16 protein-coding genes are annotated in these 20,626 nt (G+C 60.4%); 15 read left to right on the forward strand and 1 reads right to left on the reverse strand.

What is annotated here, in order from left to right; all coding sequences use genetic code 11:
• The 14 genes from PLJ71_06365 to PLJ71_06430 all read left to right on the forward strand — a co-directional run.
• Positions 1–2,563 (forward strand): PAS domain-containing protein (locus PLJ71_06365; GenBank protein ID HQM48294.1); only part of this gene is annotated, 2,563 nt, incomplete at its 5' end.
• A 147-nt stretch (positions 2,564–2,710) separates the two neighbouring features.
• Positions 2,711–3,367: a response regulator transcription factor gene (locus tag PLJ71_06370; protein HQM48295.1), complete on the forward strand. Its 657-nt coding sequence runs from the start codon at positions 2,711–2,713 to the stop codon at positions 3,365–3,367.
• A gap of 734 nt (positions 3,368–4,101) precedes the next feature.
• Positions 4,102–4,641: a division/cell wall cluster transcriptional repressor MraZ gene (gene mraZ / locus PLJ71_06375; protein ID HQM48296.1), complete on the forward strand. Its 540-nt coding sequence runs from the start codon at positions 4,102–4,104 to the stop codon at positions 4,639–4,641.
• Positions 4,631–4,975 carry an STAS domain-containing protein gene (locus PLJ71_06380; GenBank protein ID HQM48297.1) on the forward strand — a complete coding sequence of 115 codons (345 nt, stop codon included), beginning with the start codon at positions 4,631–4,633 and terminating at the stop codon, positions 4,973–4,975. Before mraZ ends, PLJ71_06380 begins: the two co-directional genes overlap by 11 nt.
• A gap of 1 nt (position 4,976) precedes the next feature.
• Entirely contained in the window at positions 4,977–5,894 is a 918-nt protein-coding gene (gene rsmH / locus PLJ71_06385) for a 16S rRNA (cytosine(1402)-N(4))-methyltransferase RsmH (GenBank protein HQM48298.1), read from the forward strand.
• 6 nt (positions 5,895–5,900) lie between these two features.
• On the forward strand, positions 5,901–6,308 hold the full coding sequence (locus PLJ71_06390) for a hypothetical protein (protein ID HQM48299.1): 408 nt from the start codon (positions 5,901–5,903) through the stop codon (positions 6,306–6,308).
• A gap of 11 nt (positions 6,309–6,319) precedes the next feature.
• On the forward strand, positions 6,320–8,464 hold the full coding sequence (locus tag PLJ71_06395) for a penicillin-binding protein (GenBank protein ID HQM48300.1): 2,145 nt from the start codon (positions 6,320–6,322) through the stop codon (positions 8,462–8,464).
• Positions 8,427–9,890 carry a UDP-N-acetylmuramoyl-L-alanyl-D-glutamate--2,6-diaminopimelate ligase gene (locus PLJ71_06400; GenBank protein HQM48301.1) on the forward strand — a complete coding sequence of 488 codons (1,464 nt, stop codon included), beginning with the start codon at positions 8,427–8,429 and terminating at the stop codon, positions 9,888–9,890. Before PLJ71_06395 ends, PLJ71_06400 begins: the two co-directional genes overlap by 38 nt.
• A 5-nt stretch (positions 9,891–9,895) precedes the next feature.
• Entirely contained in the window at positions 9,896–11,239 is a 1,344-nt protein-coding gene (gene murF / locus PLJ71_06405) for a UDP-N-acetylmuramoyl-tripeptide--D-alanyl-D-alanine ligase (GenBank protein ID HQM48302.1), read from the forward strand.
• A gap of 10 nt (positions 11,240–11,249) precedes the next feature.
• Entirely contained in the window at positions 11,250–12,740 is a 1,491-nt protein-coding gene (gene mraY / locus PLJ71_06410) for a phospho-N-acetylmuramoyl-pentapeptide-transferase (GenBank protein HQM48303.1), read from the forward strand.
• 4 nt (positions 12,741–12,744) lie between these two features.
• The gene (gene murD / locus PLJ71_06415; GenBank protein HQM48304.1) at positions 12,745–14,091 is read left to right on the forward strand and encodes a UDP-N-acetylmuramoyl-L-alanine--D-glutamate ligase; all 1,347 of its coding nucleotides are present in this window, start codon (positions 12,745–12,747) and stop codon (positions 14,089–14,091) included.
• Between the two features lie 4 nt (positions 14,092–14,095).
• Positions 14,096–15,235, forward strand: coding sequence for a putative lipid II flippase FtsW (ftsW, locus tag PLJ71_06420; GenBank protein ID HQM48305.1), 1,140 nt, complete (start codon positions 14,096–14,098; stop codon positions 15,233–15,235).
• Between the two features lie 27 nt (positions 15,236–15,262).
• Complete coding sequence (gene murG, locus PLJ71_06425) at positions 15,263–16,378, forward strand: undecaprenyldiphospho-muramoylpentapeptide beta-N-acetylglucosaminyltransferase (GenBank protein ID HQM48306.1); 1,116 nt, start codon at positions 15,263–15,265, stop codon at positions 16,376–16,378.
• Between the two features lie 131 nt (positions 16,379–16,509).
• Entirely contained in the window at positions 16,510–17,178 is a 669-nt protein-coding gene (locus PLJ71_06430; GenBank protein ID HQM48307.1) for a histidine phosphatase family protein, read from the forward strand.
• Positions 17,179–17,188: 10 nt separating this feature from the next.
• Here the strand turns inward: PLJ71_06430 and PLJ71_06435 are convergent, their stop codons facing one another.
• Positions 17,189–18,592 carry a hypothetical protein gene (locus PLJ71_06435; protein ID HQM48308.1) on the reverse strand — a complete coding sequence of 468 codons (1,404 nt, stop codon included), beginning with the start codon at positions 18,590–18,592 and terminating at the stop codon, positions 17,189–17,191.
• Positions 18,593–18,785: 193 nt separating this feature from the next.
• On the opposite strand from PLJ71_06435, the gene PLJ71_06440 reads away from it, so the two are divergent.
• On the forward strand, positions 18,786–20,588 hold the full coding sequence (locus PLJ71_06440; GenBank protein HQM48309.1) for an alpha-L-arabinofuranosidase C-terminal domain-containing protein: 1,803 nt from the start codon (positions 18,786–18,788) through the stop codon (positions 20,586–20,588).
• Positions 20,589–20,626: the final 38 nt, after the last annotated feature.

Raw genomic sequence — 20,626 nt, forward strand, 5'->3', positions numbered from 1 at the left:
TCTGCTCCGCAACGGCGAAACGGTATGGGTCGAGGCCAGCGGCTGCGTTTCTGAGGCAGAGGGCCGCCGCCTTGTGCTTGGCATTCTTCGGGACATCAGAGGCCAGCGCAGCGCAAGAGATGAATTGCGGCGCCTGAACAAGATTCTCCTTGCGACAAGCGCTTGCGACGAAGCCATCATGCAGGCGGCAGATCAAACACAGCTCCACGCGCATGTTACGCAGTTGCTTGTGGAGGCGAACATCTGTCGTCTCGCTGCGCTGGTGTGTTTTCATAAGGGCGCCTCTGAGATCGTGGCTCAAAGCAGCGTGGACGGTCTTGCGCTGGAAGAGGCCGACCTGCCGGTTCTGGGGAAGGCGTTGGACTGGCCCGGGCCCGGGGCCCCCGTGGCACTGTCTGCCCGTATGGTGCGGTATCCCGGGGACGCTTTGCCTGCCTGGCCCTCCTGGACCCGCATTCACGGAGCGGAACCCGGGAGTCTGGTGTCGCTGCCCATCGAATGCACCAGTGGGGAACGAGGCACCCTGCTCTTGGTGACTTCCGGGTCCGAAGCATTTCAACCGGGAGAACTCGGGGTGTTGGGAAGGCTGGCCGAACATCTGCGGAATGGGTTGGACATGATTCGGGCGCGCCTTGAGCGCACCAAGGCTCTCGATACGATACGGTACCGCCTGTCATTCGAAGCCATTCTGACCTCGGCTATCCAGGAGTTCTTCCATATTGCCGGACATGATGTGGATGCGCTGGTTCAAGGAGTATGGGAGAAGATCAGCCGTTTCCTGGAGGTCGAGCACAGCTTCTGCATCCTCCTTTCGGGCGGGGGCTTGCCAGAAAGGCGCTTTGAATGGCACGGGGAGTCCGCTGCAACCATGACTGGCGCGGTAATTGATATGTTGACCTCCGCGTCGTTTTCCTGGAGCCAGAATAACCTGCGTAATGGCACGGCTGTTCTAGTAGGGCCCGATGATCCCGGCTTCGCGGGGCCGCGAAGCGAATTGGAGCTTTGCCGCGGGTTGGGCATTCGAAGCATGCTTCTGGTTCCTATCGTTGATGAGGGCCAACTTGCAGGTGTGGAGGGATTTTACGCCAGGTCGCAGTCTTGTTCGTGGGCCGAGGAAGACGTGGACATGCTGAAACTGGCCGGTCAGATCATCTTGGGCACGGTACGGCGGGCAAACAGCGCCCGCTTGCTGGAGGAGAGCGAAAACCGCTTGCGCATGGTGCTTGATGCCGCATCGAACGGGGTGTTCGACCTGGATTTTTCGACGGACCGCATATTCTACGGTGAAAACTGGGCGCGCATGCTCGGCTATGAACCGCGTGAAATCGTTTCGACTCGCGAAGCTTCTCTTGCGCTTGTGCACCCGGACGACGTCGCGGGCATCGACCGGGCGTTCCAGGAACATCTTTCGGGAGGTAAGCCGCAGTTCGAGGCCGAATTCCGTCTGCGTAACAGGGAAGGCGAGTGGCAGTGGGTCCTGAGCAGGGGCAAGGTTGTCGAATGGGACAAAGCGGGCCAGCCGCTCCGCTTGTTGGGCATCCATATCGACATTGCCGATCGGAAACGGGCTGAGAGCGCGCTTCAATGGCGCGATGCCCGCCACCGCGCCCTGCTGGAGGCGATGCCAGACACGCTGTTGCGGGTCCGGCGAGACGGCGAGGTGCTTGATGCGCATGTGTCTGACCAAGCGCCTCTCGCGGACATGTTGCGCACAGCCCTTGGGCAGCGGCTCTTCGAAGTGTTCCCCGACGTGGTGGCGGAACAAGCCATGCACAATATTCGCCGTGCTCTGGACCAGAATCAGACCCAGGTCTTCGAGTTTCGTATGGATGTCGCGGGAAGAGAGGACGCATTTGAGGCGCGTACTGTGCTCACGGATCATTCCGAGGCAATATTGATTATTCGCGATGTCTCCGAGCGCCACCGCCTGGAACGGGAGATCCTGGAGGTGAGCGAGCGGGAGCGGGGCCGGATCGGTCAGGATCTGCACGATGGGTTGGGGCAGGAGTTGGTGGGTGTCGGTTTTCTGGTAAACGCGCTGAGCACCGAGCTGGAGCGCGGCAAGTCGCCCCTGGCGAACAGCGCACGAAGCATTGCGGGGCTGGTCGCCGAAGCGCTCGAGCACAGCCGGTTGCTGGCGCGGGGGTTGCATGTTGTTGGACTTGAAGATGACGGGCTGGGCGTTGCGCTGGAGGAATTGGTGAGCCGTACGCGCTCCGTTTACGAGGTTGACGGGAAGTTCTCCTCCCGAGGCGTTATTTGGTTGCCGGCCGAAGAAGCCAACCAGATGTATCGAATTGCTCAGGAAGCGGTGACCAACGCCGTGCGTCACGCGAACCCCAGCTGTATATTTGTGAGCTTGTTGCAGAATGAGCGCCGCGTTCGGTTGGCCATCGAAGATGACGGTGTCGGTTTTGACCATCGTGCAATCACGCACGAGGGGATGGGGCTTAACATCATGCGCTATCGCGCGCGGGTGGTCTCAGCGAGTCTTCAAATCGACTCGGAGCCCGGCCATGGAACGCGGGTCGTAGTGACGCTTCCGCTTTCGAGAAACGTGTGATGCCAGCGACCGGAATCTGGCACAGTATTGCGCGCCGCAGGGAATCCTCGAAGCCACGGTTTTGGGAAAGCAGGAGTGAGCGAGAGAAGCGGTGGGTAACGATGTGTCCGCGCGGCGTTTGAGCCGCCTGATGACGAGACAGGAACAATGAAGAAAGCCGCCGTAGTGATAGTCGACGATCATCCCATAGTCCGGCAGGGTCTCAAAATGCTTATCAACCAGGCCGATGACCTCGAGGTCCGGGGCGAAGCCGAAGACATGTCCGGCGCTCTCGCGGCGATAGGGGAGGTACATCCCGATATTGTCATCATTGACATCTCGCTCAAGGGGGCGAACGGAATAGAATTGTTGAAGGCGATGCGTCAACGGTACCCTGGGATTCCGGCGCTGGTATTGTCGATGCATGAGGAATGGCTCTATGCGCAACGCGCCTTGCGGGCGGGCGCACGGGGCTATGTCATGAAGCAAGAAGCGATCGAGCATGTGGTGATGGCCATTCACCGCGTGTTGCGGGGAGAGGTGTATATCAGCGAGAAGATTGCTAACAGGCTCTTGAGTTGCATGGTGACGGGCGGCAAGAGCGAGTCGGGATTCTCTGTAGACCAGCTGACGAACCGCGAACTGCAAACTCTGCAGATGATTGGGCAGGGGCTGAGTACGCGCGAGATTGCCGCGCAACTCAATTTGAGTGTCAAGACCATCGAATCGTACCGCGAGAATCTCAAGAGAAAACTTAATCTTAATAACAGCAATGAACTAGTTCGTTATGCCATTTACAGGTCTCAAGACACTTCTTCGCCGTGACCCGGCGGCCTCCTTCCCGGTCACCTCACGACAAAGCCAGAACCGGTTCAATATCGAGCAGAAATCTCTGTCAGTTATTCCACTACATTATTATCAGGAAGTCGCTGAAGGCAAAAATAGGGCCGTCCTGATTACAGACCCCATTGTAATGTGGTTTCATTATATTAGACTGAGTCGTGAGGCAGCTGTATAGCTAAAGCTCCAGACAGTCCGCGTGAGTATTGAGAGTTGAAGAGTTGATATCTGCCGCGCGCGAGTTCCTCATTCGCGATAGTCAGCGGCAGTCCTAAACGCCCCCGCAGCGTGGCGTCCGGGTAATGAGCAGTCTGCAGGCCCCTACCACTGGACATTGTCTCTGCCGGACGCCACGCCTCCCATATATCCGATATCTTTCCAGGAACCGTTTCTCGCTTCTTACCGTGGTTTCAGTCTCCATGCGAGCCGCATCTCTCCATGGCAGAACTCTTGACCATTCGATTCCGCCCAGCTTTCGCGGGTCTGGCTGAATGGTCTGACATGGCGTGGATTCTCTCTGCCGATATCTAGTGCCCTTGTTAAGAGATTTCCCTGTTTACATACAATATGTTGTGGTATCGATGCCGCAAAACCTCTAACGCCTTGATTTGAAAGGGGAAAAGTGGTTGAAAAGGGTTGACAATGGAGCAAATTGGTGGTAAATTCGGGTTGCTTGTGGTGGGGTATTGCGGAAGGCTCCGTAGTTGGGGAATGCGTTCATGTACTTCGGCGAATACGCGGTCAAGGTGGACGACAAGGGCCGCCTTACTGTACCCAGCCGTCTGCGTCAATGCATGGACGTGGAAGGGGACGCGGTGTGGTACCTGACGCGGGGCTTTGATGGGTGCATTTCCGTTTACCCGCGCGACGAGTGGCGCAGGATTCGTGCTCAAGTGAGCCGGTACTCCTCCATGAATGCCAAGGCGCTCGTTTTTCGGCGGTTATTCTTCAGCAGCATGGGAGAGGCGAGAATCGACGGCCAGGGACGCATGGCCATCCCCCCGCACCTTCGTGAGATGGGGAAGATCGGCACCGAGGAGGAGGCCGTGCTGATCGGTATCGCCGACCACCTCGAGATCTGGAACAGAGAACGCTGGCGCAGTTTTCAGAATACCAATGAAGCGGCATACAAGGAGATGGCGACCCTCATTTCCATGGCTGATGGAATGCAGGGCGTTGGGCAGGCAGTGACGATGCCTCCGAGACCCGGAGGAGGCGAAGCCACGATGGAGAAAGGTGGGACGACGGATGCGTATTGAACGCGTAGACCTCGGCGCAGTAACGGTCTTGCGGCTTTCTGGGGACCTGGATGAGCGGGGGGTGGATGCCCTGCGCACGGCCCTGTATGAATGTCTGACGGAAGGCCGGTTCAAAGTTGTGCTGAGCCTGGGGGAAGTTGGATTCATCAGTTACCTGGGCGTCGGCGTCATGGTGGAGCGTCTTCGCAAGCTGAGGGACTTGGGCGGCGACGTCAAGTTGGTGCGCATTAATCTCTATACCGAGCGCCTCTTCCGCATGTCCGGCGTCACGTCTTTGTTTGAGACGTACGACACCGAGACCCAGGCGATAGGGGTGTTTCAGGAAGCGGCGTGACTTGCACGAGCCGGTTCTCGCGGGCCCGGCGGTTGCGTGGCTCGATATTCGTGAAGACGGCTGCTACGTTGATTGCACTGCCGGTGCTGGCGGACACTCCGAGCGGATCGCGGCAAGACTTCGAGGCGGCCGGCTATTAGCGATTGACCGGGATCCTCTTGCGGTGGAGATCACGCGCCGCCGGCTGGAAGGATACGCGCAAGCGGAGGTTGTGCACGGCAACTACGCTGAACTCTGTGAATTGCTTCGGGGTTACGGGCTCGAGACGGTAGACGGCGTGTTGATAGATGCAGGGGTTTCCAGCATGCAGCTTGACAGGCCTGAGCGCGGATTCTCATTTCAGGAGGACGGGCCGCTGGACATGCGCATGGATACGAGTGGGGGAATCAGCGCGGCCGGCCTCTTGGCGGAACACACGGCGGAGACGCTCGCCAAGCTTCTGCGCGCATACGGTGATGTGAGGTTTCCGGGGAGGATTGCCCGGAGTGTGGTCGAGCGGCGTGACCACGGAAAGTTGAATTCAACGCGCGAACTCGCGGATGCCGTACGCGATGCGGTGCCGAGGAAGGCGCTCGCGAATGACGAAGTGCGGCAGGTCTTCCAGGCAGTTCGCATTGCGGTAAACGATGAATTGGGTTCGCTCGACCGGGGGCTGCATGCGGCCATGCGGGTTCTGGGCGAGGGCGGAAGACTCGTGGTGATTGCGTTTCATTCGGGCGAGGACCGCATCGTGAAACGGTTTCTTCAGGATCAGTCGCGGGCCCATCGTGTGCTTCATGTTGACGGGCGCGTGAAAGAAGTTGTGCCGCCGTTGCTTCGTGTCCTTACGAAGAAGCCGGTTGTGCCGGATGTTGATGAGGTGCGGGCGAATCCCCGCGCGCACAGTGCGCGGTTACGGGCGGCGGAACGCCTGGGGTAATTGAAAATGGCGAACCGAAGACGACACTACAAACCGGCGAACGTTTTCCGGACATTTATTGCGGCGTGTCCGATCATCCTGATTCCCGCAGCGGCGCTTCTGTTCGAAACGTGGCTCAATCTTGGAATTCTTACGCTTGATTATGAAAGCGGCGCCCTGTCGAAGGAGTTGGACCGCGCCCAAGTTCATATTGAGGAACTGCGCGCGCGGGTAGCCGAACTTGAGCGGATAGATCGCATTGATTCCGCGGCCATTGAGCTGGGTCTTGTCAAGCGTGAGCACAACCAGCTTGTGATTGTAAACGATTGGTCGCCCGAGGGCGTGTGGGATCCCGCTCAAGGTTTCGATGTCGCTAACGGGAGAGCGGCCTTTATTGAATCCCTGCAGACCACGGGCTTGCAGCAGCCGGAGTAACGAGGACAGCCATGATCAGACCAGGAGCGAGAGTCAACGGATCCGGCGCTGCCACGTCCTCGGTGCGGCGCCACCGCATCCGTCTGCGATTGGTGTATTGGGGGCTCCTGGCGTCTTTTGCCGCCGTGACGGCGCGGCTGGTTCAGCTTCAAGCGTTTCCGGACGACGTCTATACGCGGGAAGAAGGTTTTCATGAGGGTACGGTGCCCCTGCTGATTCCGCGCGGCGATATCTACGATCGCAATGGCCGTCTGCTTGCCACCGACCGGCAGGCGGTCTCACTCGTGAGCGATCCTTTCCGCGTGGAAGCTCCGGAAGAGTTGGCGCGTGGATTGTCTGAACTGCTCGAATCGCCAGAGGATGAAGTTCTTGTTCGACTCACCAAACGCGATGAAAAGGGACACCCACTGCGGTATTCCCGCATCAAACGCCGTCTGAGTACGGAGCTTCTCGACCGTCTGAATCATTTTCCGGGCATGAACAACCCGAGTCTGTGGCTTGAAAACGAACCGGTTCGCGTTTATCCGGACGACACCCTCGCGGCGCATGTTCTGGGCTTTGTGAACGGGGAACGGACAGGTTCGGGCGGCATTGAGATGATCTACGATCACGAGCTGGGCGTGACGCCAGGCAAGATGGTTGCGCGTGTGGACTGTGAACGTACGCTGCTCGGGTCGCGAATCACGGAATATGTTCCCCCTCAGGGTGGGGCGGATCTGACGCTGACGCTCGATCGCGGGATCCAGCACAAGCTCGAGCAGGAGTTGGCGAAGGCCCTGGAAAAGAGCAAGGCCATTAGAGGCATGGGCATCGTGATGGACCCTCACACGGGCGCGATTCTCGCGCTTGCCTGTTTCCCCACCTTCGACCCGAACCGGTACAACGAGTTTTCAGACGAGGAGCGCAAGAACAGTGCGATCACGGATGTATTCGAACCCGGTTCGTCTTTCAAGATTGTCACGGCTTCCGCGGCTATTGAACTTGGCCTTGTGACCCCCGAAACCATGATTAATTGCGAAAATGGGGCCTTTAACCCTTACGGGCACCGCATCCGCGACTACCACAGTCTCGGGGTGGAGCCGTTCCGAACCTGCTTTGCGGAATCCAGCAACATCGCCATGATCAAGGTAGCGGCCATGCTCGGCCGTGAACGGCTCGAGGAATGGATTCGCCGCTTCGGATTCGGACAGACGACGGGCCCGGATTTTGGAGGGGCGGAAAGCGCGGGCATATTCCGCGGCCGGGAATCCTGGTCGAAGCTCTCGATGGGGTCTCTTCCCATGGGGCAGGAAATCTCCGTGACTCTGCCACAATTGGCCCGGGCGTTCGCGGCCATCGCCAACGGCGGCTACCTGGTCGAGCCCTATCTGGTGTCGCGTGTAACTTCCCCCGACGGCACTGTCGTAGAGAAGCGCCCGCAGTCCTCTCGGAAACGGATTATCTCCGAACAGACGGCCCAGACAATGAAAGAACTCTGCCATGGGGTAGTCCTGCACGGAACGGGTGACAGGGCCAACATCGAGGAATATCGCGTCGGAGGGAAAACGGGTACTGCCCAGGTGGCGCGGACGGACGGACGCGGCTATGCCCCGGGCAAGTACAACACCATCTTTGCCGGATTCGCTCCGGTGGCTTACCCGCGCGTTGTTGCGGTAATCGTGGTGCGCGAGCCGGAGATCCGGGAGCATTGGGGCGGGTATGTCTGCGGTCCTGTCTTCCGCGAGGTCGTGAGGGACGCGTTGATAGGAATGCATTGTCCGGAGGACCCCGTCAAACACGATATCGAGCGCCTGGCCGCTCAGGACGACGATCCGGACACCGTGATGGCGCAGGAAGAAATGGCCATCATCGAGCCGGATATGGACAGTGTTCTTACCAAGCTGGACGGCTTGGAACTTATCGAACCGCCAGCGGATTTTGTTAGTGAAGGTCCGATACTGCCGGATTTTGTGGGTATGACGAAGCGGGAAGCCCGGCAACGGATTGCGGAACTCGGGGTGGCCTGGGACATCCAGGGCAGCGGCTGGGTGGCGGAACAAGAGCCGCCTCCCGGCACACCGTTGTCCGAGGTGGTGCTGTGCCGCCTTCGGTTTTCAAATGAACGCAAGAAAGCAGACGATGAGACTTCGGGAGTTGTCACAGTGGCTAGACGCTGACCGGAATCTCGACGCGGACGTCGAGGTGGTGTCGGCTGTCGAAGATTCGCGCCGGGTAGCTCCCGGCGCGGTTTTCGTCGCGGTTCAGGGCGAACACAGCGACGGGCACCTGCACGCGGCGGAGGCGGTGGTCCGCGGGGCCGTAGCGGTGATTGGAGACCGGGCGGGCGTGGAGGAGTTGGCCGGTCTCCCCTATTTTTGTGTGCCGAATCCCCGGCGGACTCTTGGGGTGCTGGCTCACCTGCTCGCGGGGGACCCTTCGAAATCCATGACGGTTATCGGGATCACGGGCACGAACGGGAAATCCAGCACGGCGCTCCTGACGCAGCATGTACTGAACGCCTGCGGGCGTTCCGCGGCCTGCTTTGGCACTCTGGGATACTCGATAGGGGGAAGAACCCTGCCCGCCAAACACACCACGCCTTTTGGAGACGAGCTTGCGGACATGTTTCGCCGCGCGCGCCAGGCGCAACATACGCACGTGGTCATGGAGGTCAGTTCTCATTCATTGGCCCAGGAACGCGTGGCGGGCATCGACTTCGATGTTGCCGCATTCACCAACCTTACCCAGGACCACCTGGATTTTCATCGCGATATGGAGGCCTACGGCGCGGCCAAGCGTTTGTTGTTCGAGCAGATCGAGGGTCCTGGACGATTCACGGTGGTGAATCTTGAGGACCCGGCAGCGGAATCGTTCATCCATGCTTCCAAGGCGCCTTGCTTCACCTATGGCAAAGGCGGCGACGTGAGGGCGGTTGGCGTGCGGGCAGCCGGGCCCGGTACGGTGTTTCGCCTGGATTCGCCCTGGGGGCAGGCGGAGGTCTCCGTCGGACTGGTAGGCAAGCACAATGTGCTCAACGTCTTGTGCACGATTGCGCTCTGTGGGGGGCTGGAATTGCCCATTCCCGAGGTAGTCAACGGCCTTGCGAGCGCCCCCCGCATCCCCGGCCGCTTCGAACGTGTTGTCGCGGGGCAAGCCTTTGAAGTGATCGTCGATTATGCGCACACCGAAGACGGTTTGCGGAACGTGTTGGAAGCTGCCCGGGCCATTTGCAGGGGACGCCTGATAGTGGTGTTTGGGTGTGGCGGCGACCGCGACCGGGGAAAGCGTCCCAAGATGGGCGCTGCGGCGGGCGAATTGTCCAATTACAGCATCATCACCTCGGACAATCCCAGAACCGAGGATCCGGAAAAGATCCTTCTTGACATCGAGGTGGGCATTCGGCGCGCGGGGAAGAACAAACCGGATGACTACCGTATCGTGCTGGACCGGGCCGAGGCGATTCGGGAGGGCATTGCGCTGGCGCGGGCCGGCGACGTTGTGCTCATAGCGGGCAAAGGTCACGAGGACTACCAGATCATCGGCACTGATAGGATTCATTTCGACGATCGCGAAGTTGCGCGCGCAATACTTGAAGGGAGCTGATCTGAATGCCGTGGACATACTCGCTGGCGAATCTTGCGTCGGCGATCGGGGCCGCTTCTCCGCGCGTAGAAGGCGGTTTTTCATCCATTTCGACCGATACCCGGACGCTCAAACCCGGCGATGTCTTTTTTGCTCTTGCCGGCGCACGTTTCGACGCCAACGAGTTCCTTGACCAGGCATTTGACAAGGGAGCATGTGCGGCGGTTGCCCTGCGCACACACGAAAAGGGCCCGTGTCTGGTTGTGGACGACACCCTGCGCGCCCTTCAACGGTTCGCGCAGTGGCACCGGCAGCATTTCACCCTGCCGCTGATTGCCATTACCGGGTCCTGCGGGAAGACGACCGCGAAAGATCTGGCGGCGGGGGTTCTGGGCTCGCGCTACAGAGTGGTCAAGACCCAGGGCAATCTGAACAATGACATCGGCGTGCCTCTTTCACTGGCGCAGATTGACAGCGGGACCGAGTGCGGGGTGATCGAGATGGGCGCCAATCATCCCGGCGAGATCGCGGCGTTGTGCGCCATGGCGCAACCCACGGAGGCGGCGATCACCATGATTGCGCCGGCCCACCTCGAAGGGTTTGGCGCCATCGAGCAGGTGGCTGCGGCGAAAGCGGAAATTCTCAGCGGTCTCGGACGCAAGGGAATCTTCTATGTCAACAACGACGATCCCCGTTGTGTCCGTATTGCGGAAACATTTGACGGGGAAGTCGTTCGATTCGGCCTCTCGGGAGATGTTAGACTACGTGGGAGAGAAATCCTGCCATCGGGAGAGACCCGCCTGGCAATCGATCCTGTGGGCCGCATCACGCTTCCTCTCCCATGTCCTGCCCATGCGGTGAACGTGTTGCTTGCCGTGGCGGTGGGCATGCGCCATGGCGTCGAGGAATTTGAAGGCGCGCTCCGGCAGGCCCTCGAGACGACAGCCCGGTTTCGCGTGGTTCGGATTGGCCCCTGGGAGGTCCTGGACGACACCTACAATGCGAATCCCGCCAGTATGAAGGCGGCGCTCGAAGCGCTGGAGGCCCGCACAATAGCCGGTTTTCGGGTTGCGGCGCTGGGGGACATGCTCGAGCTGGGGGCGGCGTCCCGGGAACTTCATCGTGAGCTTGGACGGCAGGCCGCCGGATATGGCGTGAGCCACGTGTTTGCGTACGGGACCTTTGCGGGGGAGGTTGTCGCGGGGGCGCTTGAAGGCGGGTGCCCGCATGCGGAGGCCGCCGATGCGCCCGAGTCGATTGCAGGAGCCATCCGCGCTCTCGAGCCGGAAGGGGGCGCTCTGTTGGCGAAGGGCTCGCGCGGGATGCGTATGGAGCGAGTAATCAAGGCTTTGCAGGCGTTGCACGGATAGAAGGAACCATATGTTTTATTATCTGGCAGAGAGTCTGGTTGAGCACGTGCGCGCGTTCAACGTTCTCACGTACATCACGGTGCGCGCAGGCGGCGCGGCCATTACCGCGTTCCTGGTCACGCTGCTGATTGGTCCCGCCCTGATTCGCCGGTTGCGTCAACTGAAGATTGGCCAGTTTATCCGGGAAGACCACGTCAAGGACCTTCATGCGCTGCACAAATCCAAGGCAGGCACTCCGACCATGGGGGGGACGCTTATCGTAGCGTCGACCATGGCATCGCTGGCGCTATGGGGGCGCTTCACCAACCGGTTGCTTGTGCTCGCCACGATTGTGCTGTGCGTTCTGAGCGCGCTCGGATTCCTGGACGATTACATCAAGATCCGCCGCAAGCACAACCTCGGCTTGACCGCCAAGGCCAAGTTTGTGGGACAGATCCTCGTGGGGTTGCTGGTAGGCTTCTATTTGCTCCGCAACCCGATTACAACGAGCGCAACGCACTTATCCGACCGGGATATTATCAACTGGCGCGAACTAATGAGTGGACTGGCTCAGCAGGGTCTTGCCGGCGGTTCCTCTTCCGGGGAGCGGATTTGGCAACTGCTGCCCGCCGGTTTGCGCGAGCGTGCGGAGCGGAATCCCTGGGATTTCGCATGGAGCGATGGGGCCCGCGAGGAGCTCCGGCAAGCACTCAACACGATTCTTGCCATGCCTGACCTCTACGACCCATCAACTATGGGGCCGCTGCCGCTCACTCCTGAAGCGCATGAATTGCTCGAGGCCAAACGTGTCAAGGGCGCACTCAGCGAGCCGGAAGTGCTCCGTCTGAACCGTCTGGTCCTTGAAGCCACGTTCCCCAACTGCCTTCTGTCCACCCAGCCGGATTTGCAGACCAAGGTGGAGGTGCCCGGTTTTCGGTGGCTGCTGATTCCTCTTGGGGCGGCATATGTCTTGTTCGTTGTGGTAATCCTGGTTTCATCCTCGAATGCCGTGAACTTGACGGACGGCCTCGACGGGCTTGCCGCGGGGGCGTCCATCATGTCTTTACTGGCGTACACGGCGATTGCGTATGTCGTGAGCCGCTCGGACTGGTCTCATTACCTTTTCCTGATCTATGTGCCTGAGGCGGCCGAATTGACGGTGTTCGGGGCCGCGCTGCTGGGGGCGGGGCTGGGATTCCTGTGGTTCAATTGCCACCCAGCGGAGGTATTCATGGGGGACACGGGCAGCCTTGCCCTGGGTGGGGCGATAGGTACGATGGCTGTCTTGACGAAGCAGGAACTGCTTCTGATAGCGGTGGGCGGCCTTTTCGTGCTCGAGGCGCTGAGCGTGGTGATTCAGGTGGCCTCGTTCAAGCTGCGAGGCAAACGCGTGTTTCGGATGGCCCCCATACATCACCACTTTGAACTGGCTGGCTGGTCCGAGACCAAAGTCACTGTTCGTTTTTGGATCATAGCTCTCATTTTTGCGCTGATGAGTCTGGGCGCATTGAAATTGCGGTGATATCGTGGACGTTCGCGGGGAAAAAGTGACCATTGCGGGGATGGGCCGGACGGCGCTTGCCCTGGCCCGTCTGCTGCTTCGCGAGGGGGCGGAACCCTTTGTCTCGGAGATTAAGGGCAAGGAGGAGCGGGAAGCCTTGACGGCGGGCCTTGACGACCTTGGCATTTCGTGGGAATGCGGGGGGCACAGCCTCCGCGCCCTCAAGAACGCGGCCCTCGTGATTCCAAGTCCCGGCGTTCCCCCATCGGCGGAGCTCGTGCGGGATGCGCGCTCGCGCGGGATTCCCGTGATGGGTGAAATGGAGTTTGCGCACCGGTTCGCCGGCTCGAAAATTCTGGCCATTTCGGGAACCAACGGCAAGACGACAACGACGGAGCTGGCACGGGCGCTGGTGGATGCTTGTGGCCACACCGTTCTGCTTGCAGGAAACAATGACATGCCGCTTTCGGCGGCGGTCATGGCGGAGCCCGCTCCCGAATACATTGTCCTCGAGGTGAGCAGTTACCAGCTTGAACTTGCGGACACCTTCCGCCCCTGGCTCGCCGCGTTGCTGAACATTACCCCTGATCACTTGGCGTGGCATGGCGGCATGGGCGGTTACATTGCGGCGAAGCGGCGCCTGTTCATGCGTCAAGGGGCGGGGGACGCGGCCGTGCTCAACGACGATGACCCGCTTGTCGCATCGATGGATGTGCCTCCGGAAGCTGGCGTGTGGCGGTTCAGTCTCGATAAACAGCAGGATCGGGGGCTGTGGCTTCGGGGGGATGGGGGAATCTGCCAGGGGCGCGAGCCCATTGCCCAGGCGGCCGATACTCCTCTGCGCGGGAGGCACAATCTGCAGAATGTCCTGGCCGCGTTATGCATGATGCGCGCGGGAGCGTTCGACTGGAACGGGGTACTGGAAGGCCTGCGCGGATTCCAGGGGGTAGAACACCGGATCGAGTTTGTGGCCGAACGCGATGGCGTGTCCTTCTATAACGATTCGAAATCCACGAACATAGACAGCTTGAAAGTGGCTCTCGAGAGTTTTGAACAACCCGTGGTGTTGATCGCGGGAGGACGGGGCAAGGGCGCCGATTACAGAGTGCTGCGGGACCTGGTGGGGCGGCATGTCAGGAGTCTGATTACGCTGGGGGAGGATGCCCCCCTGCTTGAAGAAGCATTTGGCGATATTGTGGCAACGTGCCGCGCGGCGGACATGGCGGACGCTGTTGCGCGAGCCCGGCAGGCGTCATTCGCGGGCGATGTGGTGCTGTTGTCGCCCGCTTGCGCCAGTTTTGATATGTTTGACAATTTTGAACACAGAGGGAGTGTTTTCAAGGCGTGTGTTCGGGAACAGGTGAAAGGGTAGAACGATGAAACGCGAAACGCTGCTCTTGCTCATTGCGGTCATGATGCTGAGCGCCGTGGGGCTTGTGCTGGTATTCAGCGCGAGTCCTGCGTACACGAGCGTTACCGACAAAGACGATCCGCGCGACATGTTTCATTTCTTTTCCCGCCAGGTAGTGTATCTTACGCTTGGATTTGTCGGGATGCTCGCGCTTTCGCGGTTCGACTACCATCGATGGAACAGCCGATGGGCCTATAGAACGTTGCTTGTCTTGACCTTGGCGCTTCTCGTGTTGGTATTGGTCATAGGCGCGGAAATCAACAACGCCCGGCGCTGGCTCAGCCTGCCCATAGTAGGTACGGTTCAGCCCTCGGAATTTGCCAAATTCGCGATTGTCATTCTCCTTGCGGTCAAACTCTCTGAGAACCAGCATGATCTCAAAAGTCTCAAACGCGGGTTTCTGCCGCCCGTGTTGCTCATCATGCTTTTTTCGGGCTTGATAGTGCTTGAACACGAGCTCAGCACGCCGGCGGTCATTGCCTGCGTGGGGATGCTGATGGTGGGCATTGCGGGGGCTCGATGGTGGCACCTCGGCCTCAGCCTGTTTGGCGGCGGAGCGGGTTTCGTGATTCTCTGTCTGGTGTCGCCGGAACGCATCAGACGGCTCCTGGCGTTTCTGGATCCGTGGGAACACCGGTTCGAAGACGGCATGCAGCTCGTGCAGTCTCTAGCCGGCTTTGCCCGCGGCGAGATTTGGGGCACAGGCGTGGGCGCCGGAGAGCAGAAACTGTTCTACCTTCACGCGGCGAACAATGACTTCATCTTCTCGGTGTGGGGGGAAGAGATGGGGCTTGTGGGCACACTTGCCTTGGTCGCGCTTTTCGTGTTTTTCCTGGTAATCGGCACGCGCGTGGCGTTATGCGCTCCCGACCTTCTGGGCGCCCTGTTGGCGTTCGGCGTGGTAATCATGATCGCTATGCAGGGAGCCATCAATATGGGGGTGACCACGGGGCTCCTGCCCACTACAGGTCTTCCGTTGCCGTTTATCAGCGCGGGCGGCAGCGCGCTGATTATGAATCTTGCCATGGTAGGGGTATTGTTAAATGTGGCACAGCAAGCTTCGGAACCGGAGGCTAAGGGCCGTTTGGCCGCTGCGGCGGCCTGACGGGCCCGATAGGGCAGTAGCAGGTCCATGCGAATCATGATTACAGGGGGCGGAACGGGCGGACACACGTCGCCGGCCGTTGCGGTGATTGAAGAGCTGCAGAAGCGCGATCCGATGCTGGCCGTACTGTGGGTGGGACGAAACCATGGTCTCGAACGGCGGATCTGTGAGCGGAACAATATCGCCTATCGCGGAGTGCCGGTCGCGGGATGGCCCAGAAGACGGACGTTACGCCGTTTGTGGGTCGCGGTGAAACTGACGTACAGCGCCGCGCGCTGCTGGCTCTATATCCGGACCTTTCAGCCCCAGGTGGTGTTTGGGGTGGGGGGCTATGTATCGCTGCCTTGCGGTTTGGCGGCGCAACGGCGCGGGGTTCCCACGGTCATACACGAGCAAAACCGTCTACTTGGGATGGCAAACCGGATGCTGGCCTCGAAAGCGTCCCGGGTTCTTTTGAGTTTCGAGGACACCGTGGGGGACTACCCTCGAGATCGCGCGGTTATTGTTGGAAACCCGGTGCGCGAAGGGTTTTTGCATCCTCCCGGCCGCGATGCGGCCTGCGCTGCTCTGAACCTCGACCCATTGATTCCCGTGGTGCTGGTGTGCGGGGGGAGCCAAGGCGCCCAGTCGCTGAACGAGGCGCTTACCGGCGCTTTGCCGCATTTCTCGCCTGGAGAAATCCAGGTGCTCTGGATGGCGGGCCAGGGAGGGATTGCGGAGGCTCGCGGCGTGGCCGGGGAGCAGAAACTTCGAATCGACACGTTCGCGTTCATAGATGATATGGTGACGGCATGCGCGGCAGCAGACCTTATCGTGAGCCGGTCCGGGGCCTCCACGACCGCGGAACTGGCTTGTCTCGGCAAGCCCTCGATTCTGGTGCCGTTCCCTCACGCGACTGATAACCACCAGGAGCAAAACGCCCGCGCCTTCGAGGATGCAGGCGCCGCCACGGTCATTCTTGACAACGAGTTGACAGGTGAGCGGCTGGCGGACGCCATCAAGGCGCTCCTGGCTGATCCCGGTGGTCTTATGCGCATGGGAAACGCCGCACGGTCCCTTGCGCGGCCCGGCGCCGCCGAAGCAATTGTCGACGAGATCTTTGGGCTTGTTTTCGAACGGCCGCAGGACCTGTCAAGCGATTAGGACAGTGCATATTCCAGGGGCCGTTGAAAGAAATCGCCCCCCCTGTTAGCATCGTTGGTGCGCGTTTGGGTTCGCGCAGGCGCTGGCGCAGCTGCTCGACGTGCAAGAACCAAGGGATTCTGGATGCGGACATGCGGATATACTTCGTAAGACATGGGCAATCCGAGGGCGATATGGGCGGCGATTATTCACCCTCCGATCCCCCCTTGACTGAGTTAGGGCATGCCCAATCGGCGCGGGCCGGTCTCGCCCTTTCCGGACAGGCCGTTACCGCCTTGTATACCTCTCCCATGATGCGTGCCATGCAGACGGCGAAAGCTCTCCACGAGGTCCTGGGATTGCCTATGCAGGTTCGCGTCGAACTGGCGGAAACCTACCGGCCCGCGTGGCCCGCGCCGCCGGGCAGCGACGAACCTATTCCGAAACGGGGGCTCACCATTGCCGAGGCACGGACTATGTTCAGTGCCGCCAAGTATCCAGAGGACGTGGGATTGGATGAGGCGTGGTGGGAGGCTCATGTTCGCGAGAGGCGCGAAGGCGCGTATGCACGCGCGGCAACCGCGTTGAAGGCCCTGCGCCAGCAGCACGCGGATGACGCTCGAATCGTGGTTGTTACGCACGGTGGTTTTGGCAGCGTGCTGCTGAGCGTGGCCCTGGAATGCCCGCCGACCGATCAGAATCGATTCAGCCAATACAATTGCGCGGTCAGCCTGCTCGAGACCATGAAGGAGGGGGCGCGTCTCCATTACCAGAACCGGGTTGACCATATTCCGGAGGGCCTGCGCACGGATCCCACGTGAATCAGGCGCGTTATTGGATTGGCCTCAGGGCGTATAGTCCTCCGAAGTTGATATGGCCCCACGGCGCATCCGACTGATCGACGACGCGCACCCGCACCCGCTTGCCGTTGAATTGGGACCATTGCACGTGGACGTTTCCGAAGTGGTTGCTGCCGTTGCCAGTGGTTTTCCAGAGGATGCCGCCCTTTTCGGCGTCCACGAGTGCGACATACGTTCGTTCTTCGTCGAGGCCGCCCGAGGCGATCACGGTATAGAAGTCGTCTTCAATTACGAACTCGGGCGATTCGAGCACCGCCATGAATTCGTCATGGGCGTGGGAATCGCCGGGCGATTCCGCCGTGCCGATGAAATGCTGCATGGGAGGGCAGAAATTACTGCGCGCGGACGTCGTGAACGGCTGGGCCAGATTGCCTTCGAGCACCCGCCACAGGGCGCGGGCTTCCGAACTGTCAAAATCAAATACAGGAACGGCCATTCTCGGCTGAAAAGAGAGTTCCGCGATTTGTATGCCCTGGAGGCCCGGCAAGAGTGCGGCGATGTAGTAGTGACCCTCGTGCAGGATGACCTCGGGGGCGGCCACAGGCAGGGTGCACACGAAGCTGTCGTCGTCGTCGATCCCGAAATTGAATGGATTGTGGGATTGGTAGACGGATGTCTGGGCGTGTTCGCCGTACGCTTGGGTGCGAAAGAGATGATAGAGCCCCGGCGCGGTTTCGACGGCGTGGGGGCACTCGCAGGAAAACGGGTTGTTGCCCGCGCGGCCGCCGTACGCCACAACCATGGAGTCGCTCCAATCGCGGAGATCAGCGGAAGTTCTGCAGAAGACATACCCTTTCCCCCTTGGGAAGGCCGTATAGTAGACGTGCCATTTGGCTTGGGTATGGAGGAGGACGGGATCGCGCGTGTTTTGTCCAGGCCCCTCTGTGAATACGCCCGTTGTGCCATTCGACAGAATCCGGCGCGTGAATTGCTTGCCGTCCTCGCTCGTGGCGAAACACATATGTTCCCAGTCGCCGTAAACCATGTGGTAAAGGCCGTTCCACCGCACCACGTGGGGGGCCTGTAATCCCCCGAGGGGTTCGCCGAGAGCGGGGTCCGCTTCCATGGCGATGCCCTTGGGCGCCCAATCGGTGTCGGTCAAATTCTTGCCCTCCCACCGGTAGAACAGCCGCGTATGGCCGGGTACGTTCGTGAACCGGATGCACGACCACAATTGCCACGTGCCGTCGGCGGCTTGCCAAACTGCGAAATCCACGGGCTGCTGGCCGTCGCGTGTGTACGCGCCTACGTCCGGATTATGCGCCACGGTCCACCAGTCACCTTCGATGCTGGGGATCACCGTAATGTCCTGTGCCGCGGGGACAGCCCGGCACAAAACGCAGCCAGACACGGCTAGGAGAAGAAACAGGGACATCCTGGAGGTCCTCCTGGGTTATCTTGGTTCTCTATGAGTCAGCATACGGCTTGCGGTACATCGAATCCAAAACAGACGCAGCCGCGTCCTTCCCTTGCCTCTGATGGCACTGCCGGGGATTGCGCCAAACCCAGTTTGCGTGTAGTGTCTACAGGAGTGAAGCTGCAAGATGCCGCGAAAGGAGGGGGGAGAAGTGCGGCACATTGTGAAGCTCGACGTCTCGGAGTCGTATGCCGCCATTTCGCCGCTTATCTATGGACTCACTCTCGAGCATGCGGGCTCGTGCGTTTACGGCGGCATCTGGGCGGAGATGCTCGAAGACCGCAAGTTCTTTTATTCGCCCAACGACGCGGAGTCTCCATGGACGGTTCCAAGCGGGAGCGTCGAGATGCTCGCGTCGATGGCCTATGCCGGAGAGCGGTCGCCCACGGTATGGCTCCCGGGGCGCATTGCCCAGGCGGGATTGTGCCTCGAGGCCGGGCGTGAGTACGTTGTTCGGCTGGTCGTGGCCGGTGCATCGTTGCGGGGCAGCGTCGAGGTTGCGCTGTGTTGGGGTAATGCCTCGGAACAGCGTGTTACGGCTGCCCTCGGGCACGTAGGAGAGAACTACGCGCCCGTGACCGTCACCCTTACCCCTTTGGGCGCCTCTGATAATGGCCGTCTCGAGCTTGCGGGCCACGGGAAAGGGGCGATGCGTATCGGCGCGGTTTCTCTCATGCCTGCCAATAATGTGCACGGCATGCGCCGCGATACCCTCGAAGTTCTCAGGCGTTTGAACGCTTCCCTGTATGAGTGGCCCGGAGGCGTCTTTGCCGGCGTTTACGACTGGCGCGACGGCGTGGGCCAGCGCGACCGGCGCCCTCCATGTCTTATTCCGGCGAGTAACAGGGTCGAATCCAACGATTTTGGGTTCGGTGAGTTCATGAGATTCTGCGCTGAGATGGGTGCGGAACCGTTCGTAGTGGTCAACAGCTCTGAGGGAAAGGTTCATCTCGCGGTCGATGAGGTACGTTATGCGAACGGCCCCGGCAACGCCGGGCCCTCCAGACTCCGTGCGGACGCGGGCCGCAAAGAGCCGTACGGGGTCACGTTGTGGGGCATGGGCAAGCAACAGCATCGGACCCTGAATCTGGCCAGCCCCCAATTGGAGGAGCTGACCAAGAGGCACAACGTTCTGGCGGATTCCCTGCGCGCCGCGAGCGGCAATATCAAGCTGGTATGCGTGGGCGGGTCAAAGGAGCACTGGCGCGGGGCAATCCTTGCGGGCTGCGCCTTGAGCGTAGATATGCTCGGCGACCGATGCCGCAACGAGGGGGGGGAAACACTTGGAGACCTCATTGAGCACATGACCGAGGACATACGAGAGTGCGCACTGGCCTTCCGTGACCTCATACAGACGGTCCCGGAGATAGCGGGCCGCGACATCCGCCTGGCCATCGACCAGTGGAGTTATGCGTTCGAGCGCGAACCCTCGGCGGATAAGACCCCGGTGTCTTTGACGTGGGCGCACGGGCTGGCAATCGCGGCAGGGCTTCACCAGCTCATTCGTGACAGCGACGTGATCGATTTGGCTGCCTACGCTCCCGCCTCGGACGCCCTGGGCGCGGTCTGGGCTTCCGGGGACGGGGTTTGCATGACCGCTGCCGGCCACGTGCTTTCACTCTACCGCAACCACTTTGGGACAAACGCGGTGCCCGTGAAAGGCGACACCGCGCCTCTGGATGTTGTGGCCGCATGGACCGAAGACCGTTCCTCACTGACCCTCGGCGTGATCAATCCCCTCGAAGAAGATGCCCTGATCGAGCTGGTCATGAAAGACGCCAGGGGCGTGCGCCCCGAAACATGTTGGGTTGTTGCCGCACCCGGTGCGGGCGCCGTGAACGTCCCCGGGAAGGAAGAAAAGATCGTACTCGAAGAGCGAACCGTGAGCTTTAACGAAGGCGTGTTGACCAGCCCGCCTCTTAGCGCGAGCATTTTCCGGTTGCGCGTGGAGTAATGTTGTGCGGCGCAGACAGGGCGCGGGGCGAGCGAGAT

This window comes from Candidatus Hydrogenedentota bacterium (genome assembly GCA_035416745.1).
Classification (GTDB): Bacteria; Hydrogenedentota; Hydrogenedentia; order Hydrogenedentales; family SLHB01; genus UBA2224.